This is a genomic window from Photobacterium sp. 270122K (assembly GCF_059941365.1).
On sequence record NZ_JBPOEN010000011.1, the window covers coordinates 124,999 to 142,314 of the forward strand.

Below are 17,316 nucleotides of genomic sequence, written 5' to 3' on the forward strand. Positions count from 1 at the left end.
CTGACAGTCAAAAGCTGCTTTATCACAATTAATCCTATGGGGAGCTTCGGCTCCCCATTCTTTCAACAGAGCATTCTTCATTAGAGAGTTCTCTTTAAAGAGAGATAGAAAAATGGCAAAAGAATTTAGCCGTACACAGCGTGTTGCCCAACAGCTTCAAAAAGAGCTGGCGGTGATCCTGCAGCGTGAAATTAAAGACTCACGTATCGGTATGACGACCATTTCAAGCGTCGACGTTTCTCGTGATATGAACTACGCCAAAGTGTATGTGACGTTCTTTACTGTGGGCGAGCAAACGCCAGAAGAGAGCCTAGCAGCACTGCGTGAAATGGCACCGTACATCCGTTCACTGCTGGGTAAAGAAATCCGCTTGCGTGTTACGCCTGAAATTAACTTCATTTTCGACAAGTCACTGACAGAAGGTATGCGTATTTCAAACCTTGTGTCGAATGCGGTACGCAGTGATGTTGAGCGTCGTGGTGATGAACCTCAGTCGGACGACGAGGAGTAATCCATGGCACGTCGTCGTAAGGGCCGTCCAATTGATGGTGTGATCTTGTTGGATAAACCAACAGGGTTCAGCTCGAATGATGTCCTGCAAAAAGTAAAGCGCATCTTCTTTGCGCAAAAAGCAGGGCACACCGGCGCATTAGATCCGCTGGCTACAGGTATGCTGCCAATCTGTTTTGGTGAAGCGACCAAGTTTTCACAGTTCCTATTGGATTCGGACAAGCGTTATATTGTGATCGCCAAATTGGGCGAACGCACGGACACGTCTGACTCTGATGGTGAAATCGTGGAAACGCGCGATGTGGCCGTTGATCGCGATCAGCTAGAACGTTGCATCGATAAGTTCCGTGGTACCACGGATCAGATCCCGTCCATGTACTCAGCACTGAAGTACCAAGGTCGTAAGTTGTACGAATATGCCCGCGAGGGGATTGAAGTACCGCGTGAGTCACGCAAAATCACGGTTTTTTCGGTGGATTTGCTGCGCTTTAGCGACAACGAAGTGGAAATGGAACTGCACGTGTCCAAAGGCACGTACATCCGTACCATCGTGGATGACCTTGGGGAAATGTTGGGTTGTGGTGCACACGTGTCGTACCTTCGTCGTACCGGTGTGTCGAACTTCCCGCTAGAACGCATGGTCACGCTAGAGCAACTGGAAGCGTTGCTTGAGCAAGCCAAAGCGCAAGACATTGCCCCAGGCGATTTGTTGGATCCGTTGCTGCTACCGACAGATACCGCGGTACAAGATTTGCCAGAGGTGAACATTGTACCGGCGTCTGCGGTGTACATTCTGCACGGTAACCCTGTGAATGCAGGCGTGGTGCCGGCAGAAGGCACGCAAGTGCGCATTACCGTGGGTGAGTCGCGTGAGTTTATCGGCGTGGGTGTGATTGACCGTGAAGGTCGATTGGCACCGAAGCGCGTGATGGCGAACGAGCAAGCGGAATAAGTTAGCGAGTATCGAGGGGCTAGGAAGGGCGTGTAAGAGCGGTTCTTGGCCCTAAGGTCCTATGGAAAAGCAAGCGTGAATGCGCTTGCTTTTTTTATGCGGGTTATATCAGCATAGAACCACATCTCCGCTTTACTCGCCACTCGGCGCGAAGCTTCACTCGACACCCGCTTCTGCTTTTGCTCTTCCTCGCACCTTTGGACTTGTCCCACGTCCCTTTTGGTTTTTTTCTGCCCTTACTTGCCTCGCAATTCTTTAGACTCATAAACTCGTTCACGCTCTTCCTTGAAACTCGCTGACTCGTACCTCGCCCCTTGTTTCTTTCTTTTTCTTAATCCGCGTCTGCTGTGTGATTATTCACTTGTAGTCCACCAAGCCTCCACGTATAATCCGCGGTTCGGGTGCCGGCTGAATCAGAGATTGGCGGCACAAATTTGAAACATCTTTGTATTAGGAATGAGTTATGTCTCTGAATGCAGAAACTAAAGCAGCAATCGTTGCTGAATACGCGCAGTGCGAAAACGACACTGGTTCTCCTGAAGTTCAGGTTGCTTTGCTAACAGCACAGATCAACCACCTTCAAGGTCACTTTGCTAACCACAAACACGACCACCACAGCCGTCGCGGTCTACTACGTATGGTTTCTCGTCGTCGTAAACTTCTAGACTACCTAAAAGGTAAGAACCTAGATCGTTACCAAGACCTAATCAAGCGTCTAGGCCTACGTCGCTAAGATTGCTTTTAGAAAGGAGCCTTATGGCTCCTTTCTTTTTATCTGCTCTTTATCACATTCCACGAGTCGTTTTCGTCGACCTAGAGGTCGCGACTAATGACAGTTCTTTCTTCCCCGAGAATTTTCATTAGTCGCGATGCGTGAAATTGCGGTAAATAGCCTTTCATCACATGACGCTTTTCTTTGTCTCAGATATACTTAACGGCGCAAATAGAAAGCGGAATAAATTAAGGAAATTCACGTGAATCCTATCGTAAAGACTTTCCAGTACGGTAACCACACGGTTACCCTTGAAACTGGTGTAATGGCTCGTCAAGCGACAGCTGCAGTTATGGCTAGCATGGACGATACGTCTGTATTCGTATCTGTTGTTGGTAAAAAAGAAGCAGTAGAAGGTCAAGATTTCTTCCCTCTAACAGTGAACTACCAAGAGCGTACTTACGCTGCAGGTAAAATCCCTGGTGGTTTCTTCAAGCGTGAAGGTCGTCCTTCAGAAGGCGAAACACTGACTGCTCGTCTGATTGACCGTCCAATCCGTCCGCTATTCCCATCAGCATTCAAAAACGAAGTGCAGGTTATTGCAACTGTGGTTTCTGTAAACCCAGATGTACAACCAGACATCATCACGATGATCGCAACCTCTGCGGCACTTGCTATCTCTGGTCTTCCGTTCAACGGTCCTATCGGTGCTGCACGTGTTGGTTTCATCAACGACCAGTTCGTACTGAACCCAAGCAAAACTGAACTAGACAGCAGCAAGCTAGACCTTGTTGTTGCAGGTACTGCTGGCGCAGTATTGATGGTTGAGTCAGAAGCTGACCGTCTATCTGAAGAGCAAATGCTACAAGCGGTTGTTTACGGCCACGATCAGCAGCAGACTGTTATCAATGCAATCAACGAATTCGCAGCTGAAGTGGCAACACCTGCTTGGGATTGGACTGCACCGGTTGTTAACGCAGAGCTAAAAGCACGCGTTGCAGAAAAAGCAGAAGCTCGTCTAGCTGACGCTTACCAGATCACTGAAAAAATGGCGCGTTACGAGCAAGTTGGCGCGATCAAGAACGACGTAGTAGAAGCACTACTTGCAGAAGACGAAGCGCTAGATGAGCGTGAAATCCGTGGCATGCTAGGCAAACTAGAGAAGAACGTTGTTCGTAGCCGCATTATCGCTGGCAACCCACGTATCGATGGCCGTGAAAAAGACATGGTTCGTGCGCTAGACGTACGTACTGGTGTACTACCACGTACACACGGTTCTTCTTTGTTCACGCGTGGCGAAACGCAGGCGTTGGTAACAGCGACCCTAGGTACCCAGCGTGATGCACAGATCATCGACGAACTAACCGGTGAGCGTAAAGATCACTTCCTACTACACTACAACTTCCCTCCATACTGTGTGGGTGAGACTGGTTTCGTAGGTTCGCCAAAGCGTCGTGAAATTGGTCACGGTAAACTGGCTAAGCGTGGTATTGCTGCGGTAATGCCTTCTGTTGACGAATTCCCGTACACTGTTCGTGTGGTTTCTGAAATCACAGAATCTAACGGTTCTTCTTCAATGGCGTCTGTATGTGGTACGTCTCTTGCTCTTATGGATGCAGGTGTGCCAATCAAGAAATCTGTTGCGGGTATCGCAATGGGTCTTGTGAAAGAAGGCGATGATTTCGTTGTTCTTTCTGACATCTTGGGTGACGAAGATCACCTAGGTGACATGGACTTTAAAGTAGCGGGTACTGATGACGGTATCACTGCACTTCAGATGGATATCAAGATCGAAGGTATCACGAAAGAGATCATGCAGATCGCTCTGAACCAAGCTAAAGGCGCGCGTACGCACATCCTTAGCGTAATGGATCAAGCTATCAACGCACCTCGCGAAGATATCTCTCAGTTTGCACCTCGTATTCACACGATGAAGATCAACCCTGAGAAGATCAAAGACGTTATCGGTAAAGGTGGTGCGGTAATTCGTGCCCTAACTGAAGAAACCGGCACAACAATCGAAATCGAAGACGACGGTACAGTGAAAATTGCAGCAACCGAAGGGACTGCAGCACAAGAAGCTATCCGCCGTATCGAAGAAATCACTGCTGACGTTGAAGTTGGCCGCATCTACACCGGTAAGGTAATGCGTATTGTTGATTTCGGTGCATTCGTTTCTGTTATCGGTGCGAAAGAAGGTCTAGTACACATTTCTCAAATCTCTCAAGAGCGTATCGAGAAAGTGGCTGATCACCTTGAAATGGGTCAGGAAGTTCAAGTTAAAGTACTTGAAATCGACCGTCAGGGCCGTATCCGTCTAAGCATGAAAGAAGCCGCTGAAGATCAAAACCCAGCAGCTGCAGCAGCAGACAAGCCAGAAGCATAAGGCTTTTTGCTAAAAGCATGATATAAAGGGGCTATTAAGCCCCTTTTTTATTATTACCGTTATCGCCACCATGCTTGCGCTACGATCGTATATGCTAGACATAGAGGCGTCTCACCGAGGGAGAACGGCATTGATTGCAAATCGGATAACACTGGCCTGTGCCGCATTGGTCATATTACTGACGGGGTGCACGTCATCCCAGCCACAGTGGGCCCAGCCACCGATGGCGGTGCCATTCCAGCCAACTATTCAAGAACAAATTCAACTTGCCCGTATTGATCAATTGTTGCGCCGCAACGATTTGAATGATGATACGTTGGCACAAATGTATTACGAGCGTGGTTTATTGCACGACAGCATTGGCTTGCGTGATCTTGCTCGTCTCGACTTTAATCAGTCGCTCTCTTATAAGCCGAATCAAGCGGATGTCTTCAATATTCTCGGGGTGTATTTTACCCAGAGCGCCCATTTTGATGCCGCGTATGAAGCCTTTGATTCCAGCCTTGAACTGAATATTCATCACCCGTTTGCGCAGCGTAACCGCGGTATCGCCCTGTATTACGGCGGCCGTTACGACTTGGCGTTTGATGATTTAAATACCCATTACCAGCAGAACATCAATGACCCTTACCGGGTGATTTGGCTGTACTTGGTGGAGCTGGAACAAGATCCGGTAAAAGCACAAGAGAAGCTGCGTCTGCGTTATGACAACAGTGACAAGCAGGATTGGGGCTGGCAGATCGTTCGCTGGTACCTCAACGACATCTCTGAAACTGAATTTTTAAATCAGATCGCGCTGGAAAGCGAAGACAATGCGCTATTGGCGGAGCGTCTGACAGAAGCTTATTTCTACATGGGCAAACTCTACTTCCACAACAAAGACTACGGCACCGCACTGATGCTGTATAAGTTGGCGTTGGCGGGCAATGTGTATGAGTTTGTTGAGCACCGTTTCTCATTGTTGGAGCTGAGCCGTTTGCAGGCTGCAATCAATGAACAACAGCAATTTGATGCGGTACTGGATGTAGACAACGAAAGCGACGCCGCACAGTAACCGCTCGCGAGGCCGATAGCCAACATATAAAAAAGCCGCCAGTGTTATCACTGGCGGCTTTTTTTGTGTGTGGCGTCTTTGTCTATTGGTCTATCTATCTGTCTATTTGACAGGGTGACTTATGACTCGATGTTCAAGCCTGCCACGTTGTGCCAGTAACCATTACAGTGATGGCCACCTTCCAGCGCATGACGGGTGTGACCGTGCTGGTTGGCACGGAAGTCATCGACCAGCGACAGGGTATCAATACCCAACGGGCTCAAACGTACCACATCCACCAAGCCTTCCATCCCAAGCTGATCGTTGATCAGGTTGTAGCAGTAGCCTGATTGGGTCTGAATGCCGTTTAAGGTGAAGACTTTTTGCTCTTCCTGACTGTTTACCGTGATCCCGTTCGGGTACTTGATACAGCAGGTTTCACAATCATCTTTCGCTTTGTCTTCTGCGCGCGCGGTAAAGCAGCGTGCCGAGTAAGCCAGTGGCAGGTAGCCATAGCTGAACACTTCGGTTTCAAACTGACTGCGAATGCCCATTTGCTCACATTCACTGACCACGTTCTGTAGCCATTGGCGAGATAACTCAACCGGCATACACCAGCGGATCATGCCCTTTTTCAAGAACAGGTTTAGGGTTTGGGCGTTGTAGCAGTTCACGGCCGGGCCGACCACAAACGGTACACGGTTTTCATGCGCCAGTTGGATCGCCGACACATCGTTGGCTTCAATAATGAAGTCGCCGTTATCAATGTATTTTTTCATTACATTGACTTCGCTTGGGGCTTCCAACAGCGCCATGGTCGATAGCACGACTTGCTTACCGGAGGCCGAAATGTCTTTGGCGATCTCGAACCAGTGCGCAGGCTTCATTTCACGACGCTTAGAGCATACCGTTTCACCGAGATAGATGATGTCGGTGTTGGCCTGCATGGCTTGCTGATAAAAGGCTTCCACGTCGGTTTTCGGCCAAAAGTACAGTAGGGGGCCAAGGGCGTATTTCATGTCGGCTCCTTATTGCCATTTACGGTGGTAAGCACCGAGCGTTGTTTGTTTACCTTCAGAGACGTTACCCAAGCACGCATTCCATGCCGGCTCGACGCTGTAGCCTTCAGGGTTGGCTTTGTAACGGTCAATCGCCGCACGCCAGGTTTTGGTGACCTGCTCGACGTAAGCCGGGCTACGCTGACGGCCTTCAATTTTCACGGAGGCAATGTTCGCGTTGAACAGCTCTGGCAGAATTTCCAGCGTGTTCAGGCTGGTAGGCTCTTCCAGCGCGTGGTAACGGCGGTCAATGCCTTCCAAGTTCACGTCAAAGCGGCCTTTACACAGCGTCGGGTAGCCTGCATTTTCGCCTGCGGCGTAACGGTCAATCAGCACTTCATTCAAGCGTGATTCCAACCCTTGTGGGGTTTCCTGCCAGCGAACATATTTCGCGGGTGAACAGGCGCCCACGGTGTTTGGTGATTCGCCTGTCATGTACGATGACAGGTAGCAGCGACCTTCCGACATGATGCACAAGCTACCAAAGGCAAACACTTCCAGTTCCATATCGGTGTTACGTGCCAATTGCTTCACTTGGTGGATCGATAGCACGCGTGGCAAGACCACACGCTTTACATTGAAGTTCTGTTTGTAAAAGTCAATCGCGGCCGTATTGGTCGCCGAAGCTTGTACAGACAGGTGCAGTTCCAGATCCGGATACTTCGTGGCGGCATACTCAAGCACTGCGATATCCGCCACGATCAAGGCATCCACGCCCATCGCGGCGGCCGTGTCGACAGCGGTACGCCAGCGGTCAAAACCGTCTGGGTGGGCAAAAGTATTCAGGGCAACATGCAGTTTACGGTCGTGGTCTCGTACATACTGCACGGCTTTTTCTAATTTACGTCCTGTAAAGTTTAAGCCGGCAAAATGGCGTGCGTTGGTATCGTCTTTAAAGCCGATATACACCGCATCTGCGCCATTATCAATGGCCGTTTTCAACGCCGGAAGGTTCCCGGCGGGGCAAAGTAGCTCCATGTTGATGTCATCTACCAGTCTGGAAATAAAGTGATAGCGCAAATAGTAGGGGGCACGCGGCCCCCATGTTTTGATATCAGGCAGGTTTTGTTGATTTAGGACAACTTATTTTGCATTTTTAGTCGCTAACGGATCACGACTAATGGTGCGTGTGCTTATGCAAAATGGCTTCAAGTTCGTCTTTAGGTAGCGGTTTGTAGAAGTGAAAACCTTGGATAGAGTTGCAGTGCAAGTTTGACAGCAAGGTGGCTTGCTGGCGTGTCTCGACGCCTTCGGCGACCACGCTCATGTTCAGGGCCTTGCCTAAATTGATGATGTTTTCAATCAATGTGAGCTGCTTGGGCACACTGTCGATATCCTGAATAAAGGCGCGGTCGATCTTGAGCTCATCCAGCGGGAAGCGGGCGAGGTAAGACAATGACGAATAACCGGTACCAAAGTCATCAATCGACAGCGAAAAGCCGAGTTTTTTGATCGCATTGAGCATCTGAATGGTGTGCTCACCATCGCTCATGACCGCACTTTCGGTCAGCTCAAAGGTGATGTCGTTCGGGTTCACCCCGATAGACTTGTGCAGGCGATCAACAAACTTGATCAGGTTCGGGTTTCCAAATTGCTGCGGCGACAGGTTGATCGCCACACGGCCGGTCAGCAGGCTTTGGGACTTCCATTGCTTCACCGTGGTAAACACTTCACGCATCACCACTTGGCCCAGTTGTTCAATCAGGCCTGAGCGTTCAGCGACCGGAATAAACTGCGCCGGGCTGATGTAGCCTTCGACCGGATGATTCCAGCGCACAAGGGCTTCGGCCCCGTCAATGGCAAAATCACGGGCGTTCACTTTGGGCTGATACCAGACTTCCAACCCATTATTTTGCAGCGCCTTTTGCAACTCGATTTCAAGCCATAGTTGCATGCGCGCTTCTTTGTTCATTTCTTCGCTGAAGGCCACTGCACGGTTACGGCCGCGGTTTTTCGCTTCGTACATGGCCGTATCTGCATTTTGCAGCAAAATACGGGCATCGTTACCATCACCGGGGAAGTTGACCATGCCAATCGAGCACGCTAAGTGCTTACTGAAATGGTGCAAGTTAAACGGCTGATTGATCAGGGCAATGACTTGCTCGGCGGTTACATCCCCCACCTTGTGATGCTCGGGGTGGGATAACAGAATAGCAAATTCATCACCACTGAGATGACCGATAATGGCCTCTTTGGGCAAGGCACGTACCAGTCGTTTACCAATTTCTTGCAACACCTGATCGCCAATGTGGTGACCCAGAGAGTCATTGATATTTTTAAAGTTATCAATGTCGAGGTAAAGCATGAAAAACGGGATGTCTTGCTTGATGGTCTGCTCCAGCTTGCGGCTGAAACCGTGACGGTTCAACATACCCGTTAAGGGATCGGTTTGGACCAATTGGTCGAGTTTTTCTTGTTTACTGAGCTGTTGGTTGTTGTCTTGTAACAGCAATAGGCGAGCTGGTGCCCCCAGCAAAGGGATTGGCGAGGCCGACAGGCGCAATGCGCGTTGGTTTGGGCACCGCGGGCTGGTCTGGCAATTGCGGCTTTCGCCTTTGCTCAGTGATTGTAACTGCGCTTTTTGCAGCGGCTTGTTGTTGCTATCGACCAGTAAGTTTCCTATCTCCGCGCCTTGCAGATCGGCCACCGACTCAAAGCCCAGTAGCATCGCTGCATTGGCATTGGCAGAAATAATGGTGTTCTCTTCGACAATGCAGCATCCTTCATGCATCATCTGATTGAGCACTTGCAGTTGTTTTTCCAGCTCCTGGATGGTGTTGACCAGTACTTGGCGTTCCGAGGTATCGGCACAATGCAACACAATGTGTTGGACTTGCCCGTCGTCAGTGCGCAGGGGAGACAAACTGAAATGCATACTGGTGTCATGACGGCTGTCATCAAGCACCACTTCGCCTTCTACCGTTTCACCGGCAAAGGCCCGTTGGTAATACGGTGACATGGTCCGATAAAATGTCGGGCCTAAGGTGTCATTATCATTGAGTCCGAGCAGCTCTGTGCGCTCTAGTCCGCTGATTTCACAATAGCGATTATTCACCGCCAGATAATTATGTTGCTGATCTAACACCGCAAAAAGAAAAGGGCTGTTATCCGTCAGCAGGGGAAACCAGTAATGGAGTTGCTCTGTCGGCATGGTATGAAAGGGATATCCGTATGTAGCTGCCCGCAAAAGAACAAGGCGACAGGTGTATTTTTTATTACTATACCTTGCCTCTTGGCGGTAATCCCAAACTTTGCGGCATGAATACCGTATTTTTTGACTCAAGGCATAAAATGGCGGCCCTTTCTTGCCATACAATCAAGTGTCCCATGCGACCTTATACAGGAAAAGATTAATAGTGATTGCTCAACTAAGACAACAGCTGGTTCAACATGGCCCAGCGTTTTTACGTGTACCTGCCAAACTGACGCCGTTTGCCGTTCAGAAAAAAGTCATGCTGGAAGGCTTGGCCATGGTTTTCAAAGAAGCCTTGGAAGACGGTGATTTCGAGTTTTTGGACGATCGTTGGTTAAAAGTCGAAGTGAGGGATCTGGATCTGCGCTGGTACATCAGTTACCAAAACGAGCAACTGGTGGTGTCAGAGCATGTTGAACAAGAAGACGTGAGCTTCAGCGGCGAGTGCAATGACTTGGTGTTGATTGCGGCGCGCAAAGAAGACCCGGATACGCTGTTCTTCCAGCGCCGTTTGCGCATTGAAGGCGATACCGAATTAGGGCTGGAAGTGAAAAATCTGATGGACAGCATCGATTTAGATTCACTGCCAGCACCGGTGAAATTTGTGCTTAATCAGTCCGCCGATTTCATTCAGAAAGGCATGCAATCGTCGGCGGAACGTAAAGAGGTGATGAATGCTCATTAGAACGGAAGCTCCCGCCGATATTTTGCCGATCGACCGCCTGCTTAAAGCGGTATTTGATACCGAAGCCGAAGCTAACTTGGTGATGCGTTTGCGTGAAAATGGCAACCGTACCTTGTCATTGGTAGCGTGCAACGATGACGGCGAGGTAGTTGGCCACGCGTTCTTCAGTCCGGTGACCCGTGACGGTGAAGACGAAAGCTGGCAAGGCTTGGGTCCGCTGGCTGTACGAGAAGACTATCAGCGTCAGGGCGTGGGATTGGCACTGATGGAAGAAGCGAAGCAAATATTGGCCGAACTGAGCTACCCGGTGATCGTGGTATTGGGCAGTGATCAGTACTACCCGAAAGTGGGCTTCAGCCAAGCATCATTGCAAGGGTTAACGTGTCCGTTTCCGGTACCGGAAGAACTCTTCATGGTGCTGGAACTGCTGCCAGACACGATCGCGGGCAAACAAGGCATGATCGAATATTGCCCTGAATTTGCCGATGTCTAAGGCGTAACCGTCTTGCGAGCAAAAATACCACCTGTCGGTGGTATTTTTTTTGCGTGTCTTTACTGTGTTCCCGCGGGGATCTGGTAGTATCTCCCGCCAGAATGAACAGCATGTAGGTGAGTGGATGAAACAGCGCGATTTACAGCTCATGCAAGAGATGGGATTGACCTACTGGCAAGTGCGTAAACCGGATTTTTATCCGGGACGCGATCTGCCGGCAATCGATTTGCCGCCCTCCTGCCAGCTGCTCTTTGTCTGTGATGATGAATTGGATGAGCACGATCGCTGGTTGTTTGGCCGTATTCTGAGCAGCATGAAACTCACGCCTGAACAGGCACTGTGTCTGCCGTCTGTCGCTGTCGAGCAGATCCGCGAACACCATTTAACCTGGTGTTGGATCGCCGGTTGTGACGCCGTGCATCCGACAGGATGCCAATTGCTGACCTCCACCGCGTTAGCGCAGATGCATACCCATCCAACGAGTAAAAAAGCCCTTTGGCAACAGATTTGTTCTTATGACACATAACATCGTATTACTGGCGCCGCATCACCTTGATGATGTGTGGCGCATTGAACAAGCCGCCCATGCGTACCCGTGGGCAGAATCCATGATCCGCAAAGCGCCTAACAAGATCGCCCTGAACTGTGGGTTGGAAGTGGACGGCACGCTGGTTGGCTATTGCTTTGGCCAGTTGGTGGCCGGTGAAGCGACCGTGCTGAACATTGCAATGGATCCGGCCTGGCAAGGCAAAGGCTTGGGTAAAGCCTTGATGGAAGGCTTTATGGCGCTGCTTGAAGCGCGCAATGCTGAAGAAATTTGGTTGGAAGTGCGAGAAAGCAACACCCGTGCTTATCAGCTGTATGAATCGTTAGGTTTCAATGAAATCAACCGACGTGTGGGTTACTACCCTGCAGACAATGGCCGCGAAGATGCGTTAATCATGACGTATATGATGATGTAGCCGTTGCGCAGGTAATCCCCCGCACAAACAGAGGCCTCTTGCCTCTGTCGCTTTGGGCGGAGTTTGCGTATAATTCCGCCATATTCAACGCTCCTATCACCTTATAACGATGCTGTGCCAGCTAGAGGACGTCATGTAATTGTTGATTATTGATTCATCCATTTATTGATTTATCTATGTCTGCCAGCGCAGAGACGCCGGATCCCCGTGGATCTTGGCATTAGGAGCTTGCCAACCCGTCAGCGTGTATTGCACGGGACGCAGTTCGATTATTGAAATCTCTCACAGGATTATCAACGCTTATGTCTTTTCTACCTGAAGTGAACAAACGCCGTACGTTTGCGATCATTTCTCACCCCGATGCGGGTAAAACAACCATCACTGAAAAAGTGCTGTTATTCGGAAACGCGATCCAGAAAGCCGGTACCGTTAAAGGCCGTGGCTCTAACCAGCATGCGAAATCTGACTGGATGGAGATGGAAAAAGAACGTGGTATCTCGGTAACCACATCGGTGATGCAGTTCCCTTACAACGACCGTTTGGTGAACCTACTGGATACCCCGGGACACGAAGATTTCTCGGAAGATACTTACCGTACGCTAACGGCGGTTGACTCCTGTTTGATGGTGATCGATGCGGCGAAGGGTGTCGAAGATCGTACCCGTAAGCTGATGGAAGTGACTCGTCTGCGTGATACGCCGATCGTGACGTTCATGAACAAATTGGACCGTGAAGTACGTGATCCAATGGAAGTCTTGGACGAAGTAGAAAACGAATTGGGTATGATGTGTGCGCCAATTACCTGGCCAATTGGTTGTGGTAAAGAGTTTAAAGGCGTTTACCACATTCACCGTGATGAGACGATTTTGTATGAATCAGGTCACGGCCATGAAATCCAAGAAGTGCGCATCATTAAAGGGCTGGATAACCCAGAGCTTGATGAGAAAGTCGGTGCAAGCCTGGCGGCAAACGTACGTGATGAGCTTGAATTGGTGATGGGTGCCTGCCCAGAGTTTGATCTTGAAGCGTTCTTGACCGGTGAACTGACGCCAGTGTACTTCGGTACGGCATTGGGTAACTTCGGTGTTGACCACATGCTAGATGGCCTGACCGAGTGGGCGCCAGCGCCAAAAACGCGTCAAGCGGTAGAGCGTGATGTTGAAGCGACAGAAGAGAAATTCTCAGGCTTCGTGTTTAAGATCCAGGCAAACATGGATCCAAAACACCGTGACCGTATCGCCTTTATGCGTATCGTATCCGGTACGTATACCCAAGGCATGAAGATGAACCACGTGCGTACCGGTAAATTGGTGAGCATTTCAGATGCGGTTACGTTCATGGCGGGCGACCGTTCACGTGCTGAAACCGCGTATGCGGGTGACATCATCGGTCTGCACAACCACGGTACTATTCAGATCGGTGATACGTTCACGCAAGGTGAAAGCCTGAAGTTTGCGGGTATCCCGAACTTCGCACCGGAACTGTTCCGTCGCATTCGTCTGAAAGATCCTTTGAAGCAGAAGCAGTTGCTAAAAGGTCTGGTACAGCTGTCTGAAGAAGGCGCAGTACAGGTTTTCCGTCCGTTGCAGAACAACGATCTGATCGTGGGTGCAGTCGGTGTGCTTCAGTTTGACGTGGTTGTGGCCCGTCTGAAGTCTGAGTACAACGTAGAAGCCATCTACGAAGGTGTGAACGTGGCAACCGCCCGTTGGGTGGAATGTGACGACGTGAAGAAGTTTGAAGACTTTAAACGTAAGAACCAGGCGAACCTTGCCCTTGATGGCGGTGACAACCTGAGCTACATCGCGCCAACCATGGTGAATCTGAACCTGGCGAAAGAGCGTTTCCCAGAAGTGGATTTCCGCGCGACACGCGAACACTAATTTTCACGAGTAAACGGGAAAATGCCCGTTGCTGGTAGGAAAGAAAACGAAAGCCGTCACAGTTGTGACGGCTTTTTTATGCTTTTGTGAAACACCGCGCTATCACTGGCTACCGACCGAAGGATAAGGTCTACTATTTGGGGTAAATCGATCACGCAGAACGGCCACACCGTACGCGCACAGGTGTCCCGTTATCGCGTGCCTTTATCGTCAAGCCAAGGAGTGCAGACCGATGAAAGACCATCCGACCCATGATGCATCAGCGGCGTTAAGCCGTATGCTCGCCGCCGAAAAATCGGTGTATACCTTACAAGGTGAAGCACACCCACTCGGCGCCTCTGTCCTTGCTGATGGGGTGAATTTTAGCGTCTATTCCAAAGACGCCACACGGGTGACGTTGCATTTGTTCACCCATGCTGATGCCACTCGCCCGCAGCATTCGTTTGAATTGGATCCTTCCCTGCATAAACGGGGCCATTACTGGTTTATCTTTGTCGGTAACATCGGCCACGGCCAGCATTATGCCTTACAGGTGGATGGTCCTTGGATCCCCGACAAAGGGCTGCGCTTTAACCCAGAGAAAGTGCTGATTGACCCGTACAGTCAGGCGATCAGCTTGGGAACGGTGTACTCCCGTGAACGGGCGATCGCCCCAGAGTGTAATATCGATGCCTGCATGAAAAGCATCGTGGTAGATCACCGCGGGTTTGACTGGCAAGGGGTACGGGCCCCACGCCATTCCCTGACCGATACCATCATCTATGAAATGCACGTCGGCGGGTTTACCCGCGATCCATCATCGGGTGTTGACCCTACCTTGCGGGGCACTTATGCCGGTGTGATTGAAAAAATCCCGTACCTGAAAGCCTTGGGCGTCACTGCGGTTGAACTGATGCCGGTGCAGCAGTTTGATGTGGATGATGCCCCCGACGGCAAGCAAAATTATTGGGGGTATAGCCCGATCAACTTCTTTGCCGTGCATGCCGGTTACAGCGTGGAAAACGATCCACTCAGCGCCATTGATGAGTTCAAAACCTTGGTGCGAGAGCTGCACAAAGCAGACATTGAAGTGATCCTGGATGTGGTGTTTAACCATACCGCCGAAGGCGATGAACACGGCCCGACCTTCTGTTTTAAAGGCTTACAGAACGGCGCGTATTACCTGATTGATCACGAAAATGGCCACTACAGTAACTACAGTGGGTGTGGCAATACCTGCAACGCGAACCATAGTGTGTTGCGCCGAATGATCATTGATGCGCTGCATTTTTGGGTCACGGAAATGCATGTCGATGGCTTCCGGTTTGACTTAGCCTCCGTCTTATCCCGTGATAGTCAAGGCCATCCGATGCAAGAGCCGCCGTTGCTGTGGTCCATCGATTCGGATCCTATCTTGTGTAACACCAAAATCATTGCCGAAGCGTGGGATGCCGCCGGTCTGTACCAAGTGGGCTCCTTCATTGGGGATCGCTGGAACGAGTGGAACGGCAAATACCGTGATGATGTGCGTGCATTTTGGCGCGGCGACAGCGGGTGTGTCAGCCGGTTCGCCTCTCGTTTATTAGGCTCACCCGATATTTATTGCCGTCACCACCACACTCCGCATCGTTCCGTGAACTTCATCTGTGCCCATGATGGTTTCACCCTGAACGATTTGGTCAGCTATAGCCAGAAGCATAACTTGGCCAATGGGGAAGCTAACCGTGATGGGGATAACCACAATATTTCCAGCAACTACGGGGTGGAAGGGCCAACCGACAACCATGACATTGAAGCCCTGCGCCACCGTCAGTGTAAGAACATGATGGCGACCCTGTTTTTGTCTCTGGGTACCCCGATGATGAGCATGGGGGACGAAGTGCGCCGTACTCAGCAGGGGAACAATAACGCCTATTGTCAGGATAACCCGATCAGCTGGATGGACTGGACGCTGGTGGACAAGCATAGTGACTTGCTGCGGTTTGTGACGTTGCTCAGTGAGATCCGCACCGCGGAACCGGTTTTTGATTGGAACATGCACATTTCCCTCAATGAGGTGCTGGAAGATGTGAGCATTCGCTGGCACGGGGTGCAGCCGGATCAACCGGATTGGTCGGAACATTCACACTCGTTGGCGTTGACCGTGTACCATCCGATCACCCAAGATGAGCTGTACGTGGTGTGTAATGCCTACTGGGATCCGCTGAACTTTACCTTACCCAGCCGTGAAGGCAGCGAATGGCACATGTTGATCAACACGGCCAAAGCGGCTCCGCACGATATTTATCCGGTCGGCAAAGCACCGATTTATCCGTATGACCGTATGCTGATCAGTGGCCGAAGTATGGTTGTTATGGTCGCCAAGTCGACTCAAGAGGTGTCAGCGAGAACTGCGTGACCGTTGCCACAACCGGAAGAAAGAATGAGGAATAAAAAAGAGAACCCATGATAGCTGTATTACGACGCGCCCTGGCGGCGTATGACCGTTGGTGTCGAGACATGGGATTAGCCCCGGAGCATCGGCGCAGTTGTGCGCCGGTGCGCTATGACGAGGATGATCCGCGGCATCCGGCTCAGCGTGCGCGACAAGCCAAACAAGCTGCAGTATCGGCCGAGCCAGAGGCGAATAAAGCTAAAGCAAAACCAGAGACGGACAACGCATGCTGATCGATAGCCATTGTCATTTCGACTTTGCCCCGTTTTGTGACGATCCGGCGCAGTATTTAGCGGACGCGCGGCGCGTTGGGGTTGAAAAGTTGGTGATCCCTGCCATTGGTGTGCGCAATTGGGCGGCGGTACAAGCCCTCGCCACACAGCATGACGGGATCTACTTTGCCTTAGGTCTACACCCTTTTTTCAGTGCCGAGCATACGCCATCGGATGTCACCGCGCTGGCAGATGCACTGGCGGCTGACGCATTTTTGCGAGCACAATTGCGCAGCAAATGCGTTGCAGTGGGGGAATGTGGACTAGACTTTGCCATTGCTGATGCCAATAAAGATCAACAGATGGCGTTATTGGACGCACAGCTCCAATTGGCAAATCAGTATCGCCTGCCTGTGATCTTGCATTGTCGCAACGCGTTTCCCGAATTGGTGCGTTTGTTGCGGCAACAGACACCGGTTGCAGGTGGGGTCTATCACGCTTTTAGTGGGAGCTATCCACAAGCGAAACAGCTTCTTGATCTAGGTATCAATATTGGGGTGGGGGGTACGATAACCTATCCGCGCGCCAATAAGACACGTCAGACGATAGCGGCCTTGCCATTGACGGCGTTGTTACTGGAAACGGACGCGCCGGATATGCCTATTGCTGGCTATCAAGGGCAACCGAACCGACCAGACCGATTGGTGCATGTGTTGCATGAACTTGCAGCGATCCGAGGGGAAAGCGAACGAGATGTTGAGCATGTAGTTACCTTAACCACCGCTGAACTTTTTGGTATTCCGATGTGAACCGAGCTCACATAA

At 50.6% G+C, this 17,316-nt stretch carries 16 protein-coding genes; 13 read left to right on the forward strand and 3 right to left on the reverse strand.

From position 1 onward, the window contains the following. The first annotated feature begins 112 nt into the window (after positions 1-112). The 5 genes from rbfA (at position 113) to nlpI (ending at position 5,614) form a co-directional block, all read left to right on the forward strand. Complete coding sequence (gene rbfA / locus ACSF8W_RS18875) at positions 113-511, forward strand: 30S ribosome-binding factor RbfA (protein WP_500848707.1); 399 nt, start codon at positions 113-115, stop codon at positions 509-511. Between the two features lie 3 nt (positions 512-514). Continuing rightward, a complete protein-coding gene (gene truB, locus ACSF8W_RS18880) occupies positions 515-1,462 on the forward strand; it encodes a tRNA pseudouridine(55) synthase TruB (protein ID WP_500848708.1) in 948 nt (315 codons plus the stop codon). A 463-nt stretch (positions 1,463-1,925) separates the two neighbouring features. Further along, positions 1,926-2,195 (forward strand): 30S ribosomal protein S15, encoded by a 270-nt coding sequence (rpsO, locus tag ACSF8W_RS18885; protein ID WP_005369538.1) that lies wholly within the window; start codon positions 1,926-1,928, stop codon positions 2,193-2,195. Between the two features lie 241 nt (positions 2,196-2,436). Further along, on the forward strand, positions 2,437-4,560 hold the full coding sequence (gene pnp / locus ACSF8W_RS18890) for a polyribonucleotide nucleotidyltransferase (RefSeq protein WP_500848709.1): 2,124 nt from the start codon (positions 2,437-2,439) through the stop codon (positions 4,558-4,560). A gap of 130 nt (positions 4,561-4,690) precedes the next feature. Beyond that, positions 4,691-5,614 carry a lipoprotein NlpI gene (gene nlpI, locus ACSF8W_RS18895; RefSeq protein ID WP_500848710.1) on the forward strand — a complete coding sequence of 308 codons (924 nt, stop codon included), beginning with the start codon at positions 4,691-4,693 and terminating at the stop codon, positions 5,612-5,614. 119 nt (positions 5,615-5,733) lie between these two features. Here nlpI and ACSF8W_RS18900 read toward each other — a convergent pair whose 3' ends face one another. The 3 genes from ACSF8W_RS18900 to ACSF8W_RS18910 all read right to left on the reverse strand — a co-directional run bounded on the left by ACSF8W_RS18900 (position 5,734) and on the right by ACSF8W_RS18910 (position 9,802). Then, the gene (locus ACSF8W_RS18900; protein ID WP_500848711.1) at positions 5,734-6,612 is read right to left on the reverse strand and encodes a U32 family peptidase; all 879 of its coding nucleotides are present in this window, start codon (positions 6,610-6,612) and stop codon (positions 5,734-5,736) included. 9 nt (positions 6,613-6,621) lie between these two features. Continuing rightward, entirely contained in the window at positions 6,622-7,629 is a 1,008-nt protein-coding gene (ubiU, locus tag ACSF8W_RS18905; RefSeq protein WP_500848712.1) for a ubiquinone anaerobic biosynthesis protein UbiU, read from the reverse strand. 139 nt (positions 7,630-7,768) lie between these two features. Next, the gene (locus ACSF8W_RS18910) at positions 7,769-9,802 is read right to left on the reverse strand and encodes a putative bifunctional diguanylate cyclase/phosphodiesterase (protein WP_500848713.1); all 2,034 of its coding nucleotides are present in this window, start codon (positions 9,800-9,802) and stop codon (positions 7,769-7,771) included. Between the two features lie 205 nt (positions 9,803-10,007). Here ACSF8W_RS18910 and ubiT point away from each other — a divergent pair, with 205 nt between their 5' ends. From ubiT to ACSF8W_RS18950, 8 genes are all read left to right on the forward strand, one after another. Continuing rightward, positions 10,008-10,529, forward strand: a complete 522-nt coding sequence (gene ubiT, locus ACSF8W_RS18915; RefSeq protein WP_500848714.1) for a ubiquinone anaerobic biosynthesis accessory factor UbiT — start codon at positions 10,008-10,010, stop codon at positions 10,527-10,529. Next, on the forward strand, positions 10,519-11,022 hold the full coding sequence (locus ACSF8W_RS18920) for a GNAT family N-acetyltransferase (RefSeq protein ID WP_500848715.1): 504 nt from the start codon (positions 10,519-10,521) through the stop codon (positions 11,020-11,022). The genes ubiT and ACSF8W_RS18920 overlap by 11 nt, the downstream gene beginning before the upstream one ends. A 124-nt stretch (positions 11,023-11,146) precedes the next feature. Beyond that, a complete protein-coding gene (locus ACSF8W_RS18925) occupies positions 11,147-11,548 on the forward strand; it encodes a DNA polymerase III subunit psi (RefSeq protein WP_500848716.1) in 402 nt (133 codons plus the stop codon). Beyond that, positions 11,538-11,984 carry a ribosomal protein S18-alanine N-acetyltransferase gene (rimI, locus tag ACSF8W_RS18930; protein WP_500848717.1) on the forward strand — a complete coding sequence of 149 codons (447 nt, stop codon included), beginning with the start codon at positions 11,538-11,540 and terminating at the stop codon, positions 11,982-11,984. Before ACSF8W_RS18925 ends, rimI begins: the two co-directional genes overlap by 11 nt. Before the next feature lie 302 nt (positions 11,985-12,286). Beyond that, entirely contained in the window at positions 12,287-13,867 is a 1,581-nt protein-coding gene (prfC, locus tag ACSF8W_RS18935) for a peptide chain release factor 3 (protein ID WP_500848718.1), read from the forward strand. A gap of 232 nt (positions 13,868-14,099) precedes the next feature. Then, complete coding sequence (gene glgX / locus ACSF8W_RS18940; RefSeq protein WP_500848719.1) at positions 14,100-16,244, forward strand: glycogen debranching protein GlgX; 2,145 nt, start codon at positions 14,100-14,102, stop codon at positions 16,242-16,244. A gap of 47 nt (positions 16,245-16,291) precedes the next feature. Further along, positions 16,292-16,513 carry a DUF5363 family protein gene (locus ACSF8W_RS18945; RefSeq protein WP_500848720.1) on the forward strand — a complete coding sequence of 74 codons (222 nt, stop codon included), beginning with the start codon at positions 16,292-16,294 and terminating at the stop codon, positions 16,511-16,513. Beyond that, positions 16,507-17,301 (forward strand): TatD family hydrolase, encoded by a 795-nt coding sequence (locus tag ACSF8W_RS18950; protein ID WP_500848721.1) that lies wholly within the window; start codon positions 16,507-16,509, stop codon positions 17,299-17,301. Before ACSF8W_RS18945 ends, ACSF8W_RS18950 begins: the two co-directional genes overlap by 7 nt. The last annotated feature ends 15 nt before the right edge of the window (positions 17,302-17,316 follow it).

Bases quoted from the DNA above. Each gene is read 5' to 3' on its own strand.
- glgX (WP_500848719.1), top strand. From the start codon at position 14,100: ATGAAAGACCATCCGACCCATGATGCATCAGCGGCGTTAAGCCGTATG.
- ACSF8W_RS18945 (WP_500848720.1), top strand. From the start codon at position 16,292: ATGATAGCTGTATTACGACGCGCCCTGGCGGCGTATGACCGTTGGTGT.
- rpsO (WP_005369538.1), top strand. From the start codon at position 1,926: ATGTCTCTGAATGCAGAAACTAAAGCAGCAATCGTTGCTGAATACGCG.
- prfC (WP_500848718.1), top strand. From the start codon at position 12,287: ATGTCTTTTCTACCTGAAGTGAACAAACGCCGTACGTTTGCGATCATT.
- ACSF8W_RS18910 (WP_500848713.1), bottom strand. From the start codon at position 9,802: ATGCCGACAGAGCAACTCCATTACTGGTTTCCCCTGCTGACGGATAAC.
- ACSF8W_RS18920 (WP_500848715.1), top strand. From the start codon at position 10,519: ATGCTCATTAGAACGGAAGCTCCCGCCGATATTTTGCCGATCGACCGC.
- ACSF8W_RS18925 (WP_500848716.1), top strand. From the start codon at position 11,147: ATGAAACAGCGCGATTTACAGCTCATGCAAGAGATGGGATTGACCTAC.
- truB (WP_500848708.1), top strand. From the start codon at position 515: ATGGCACGTCGTCGTAAGGGCCGTCCAATTGATGGTGTGATCTTGTTG.
- ACSF8W_RS18900 (WP_500848711.1), bottom strand. From the start codon at position 6,612: ATGAAATACGCCCTTGGCCCCCTACTGTACTTTTGGCCGAAAACCGAC.
- ubiU (WP_500848712.1), bottom strand. From the start codon at position 7,629: ATGGAGCTACTTTGCCCCGCCGGGAACCTTCCGGCGTTGAAAACGGCC.
- rimI (WP_500848717.1), top strand. From the start codon at position 11,538: ATGACACATAACATCGTATTACTGGCGCCGCATCACCTTGATGATGTG.
- ACSF8W_RS18950 (WP_500848721.1), top strand. From the start codon at position 16,507: ATGCTGATCGATAGCCATTGTCATTTCGACTTTGCCCCGTTTTGTGAC.
- rbfA (WP_500848707.1), top strand. From the start codon at position 113: ATGGCAAAAGAATTTAGCCGTACACAGCGTGTTGCCCAACAGCTTCAA.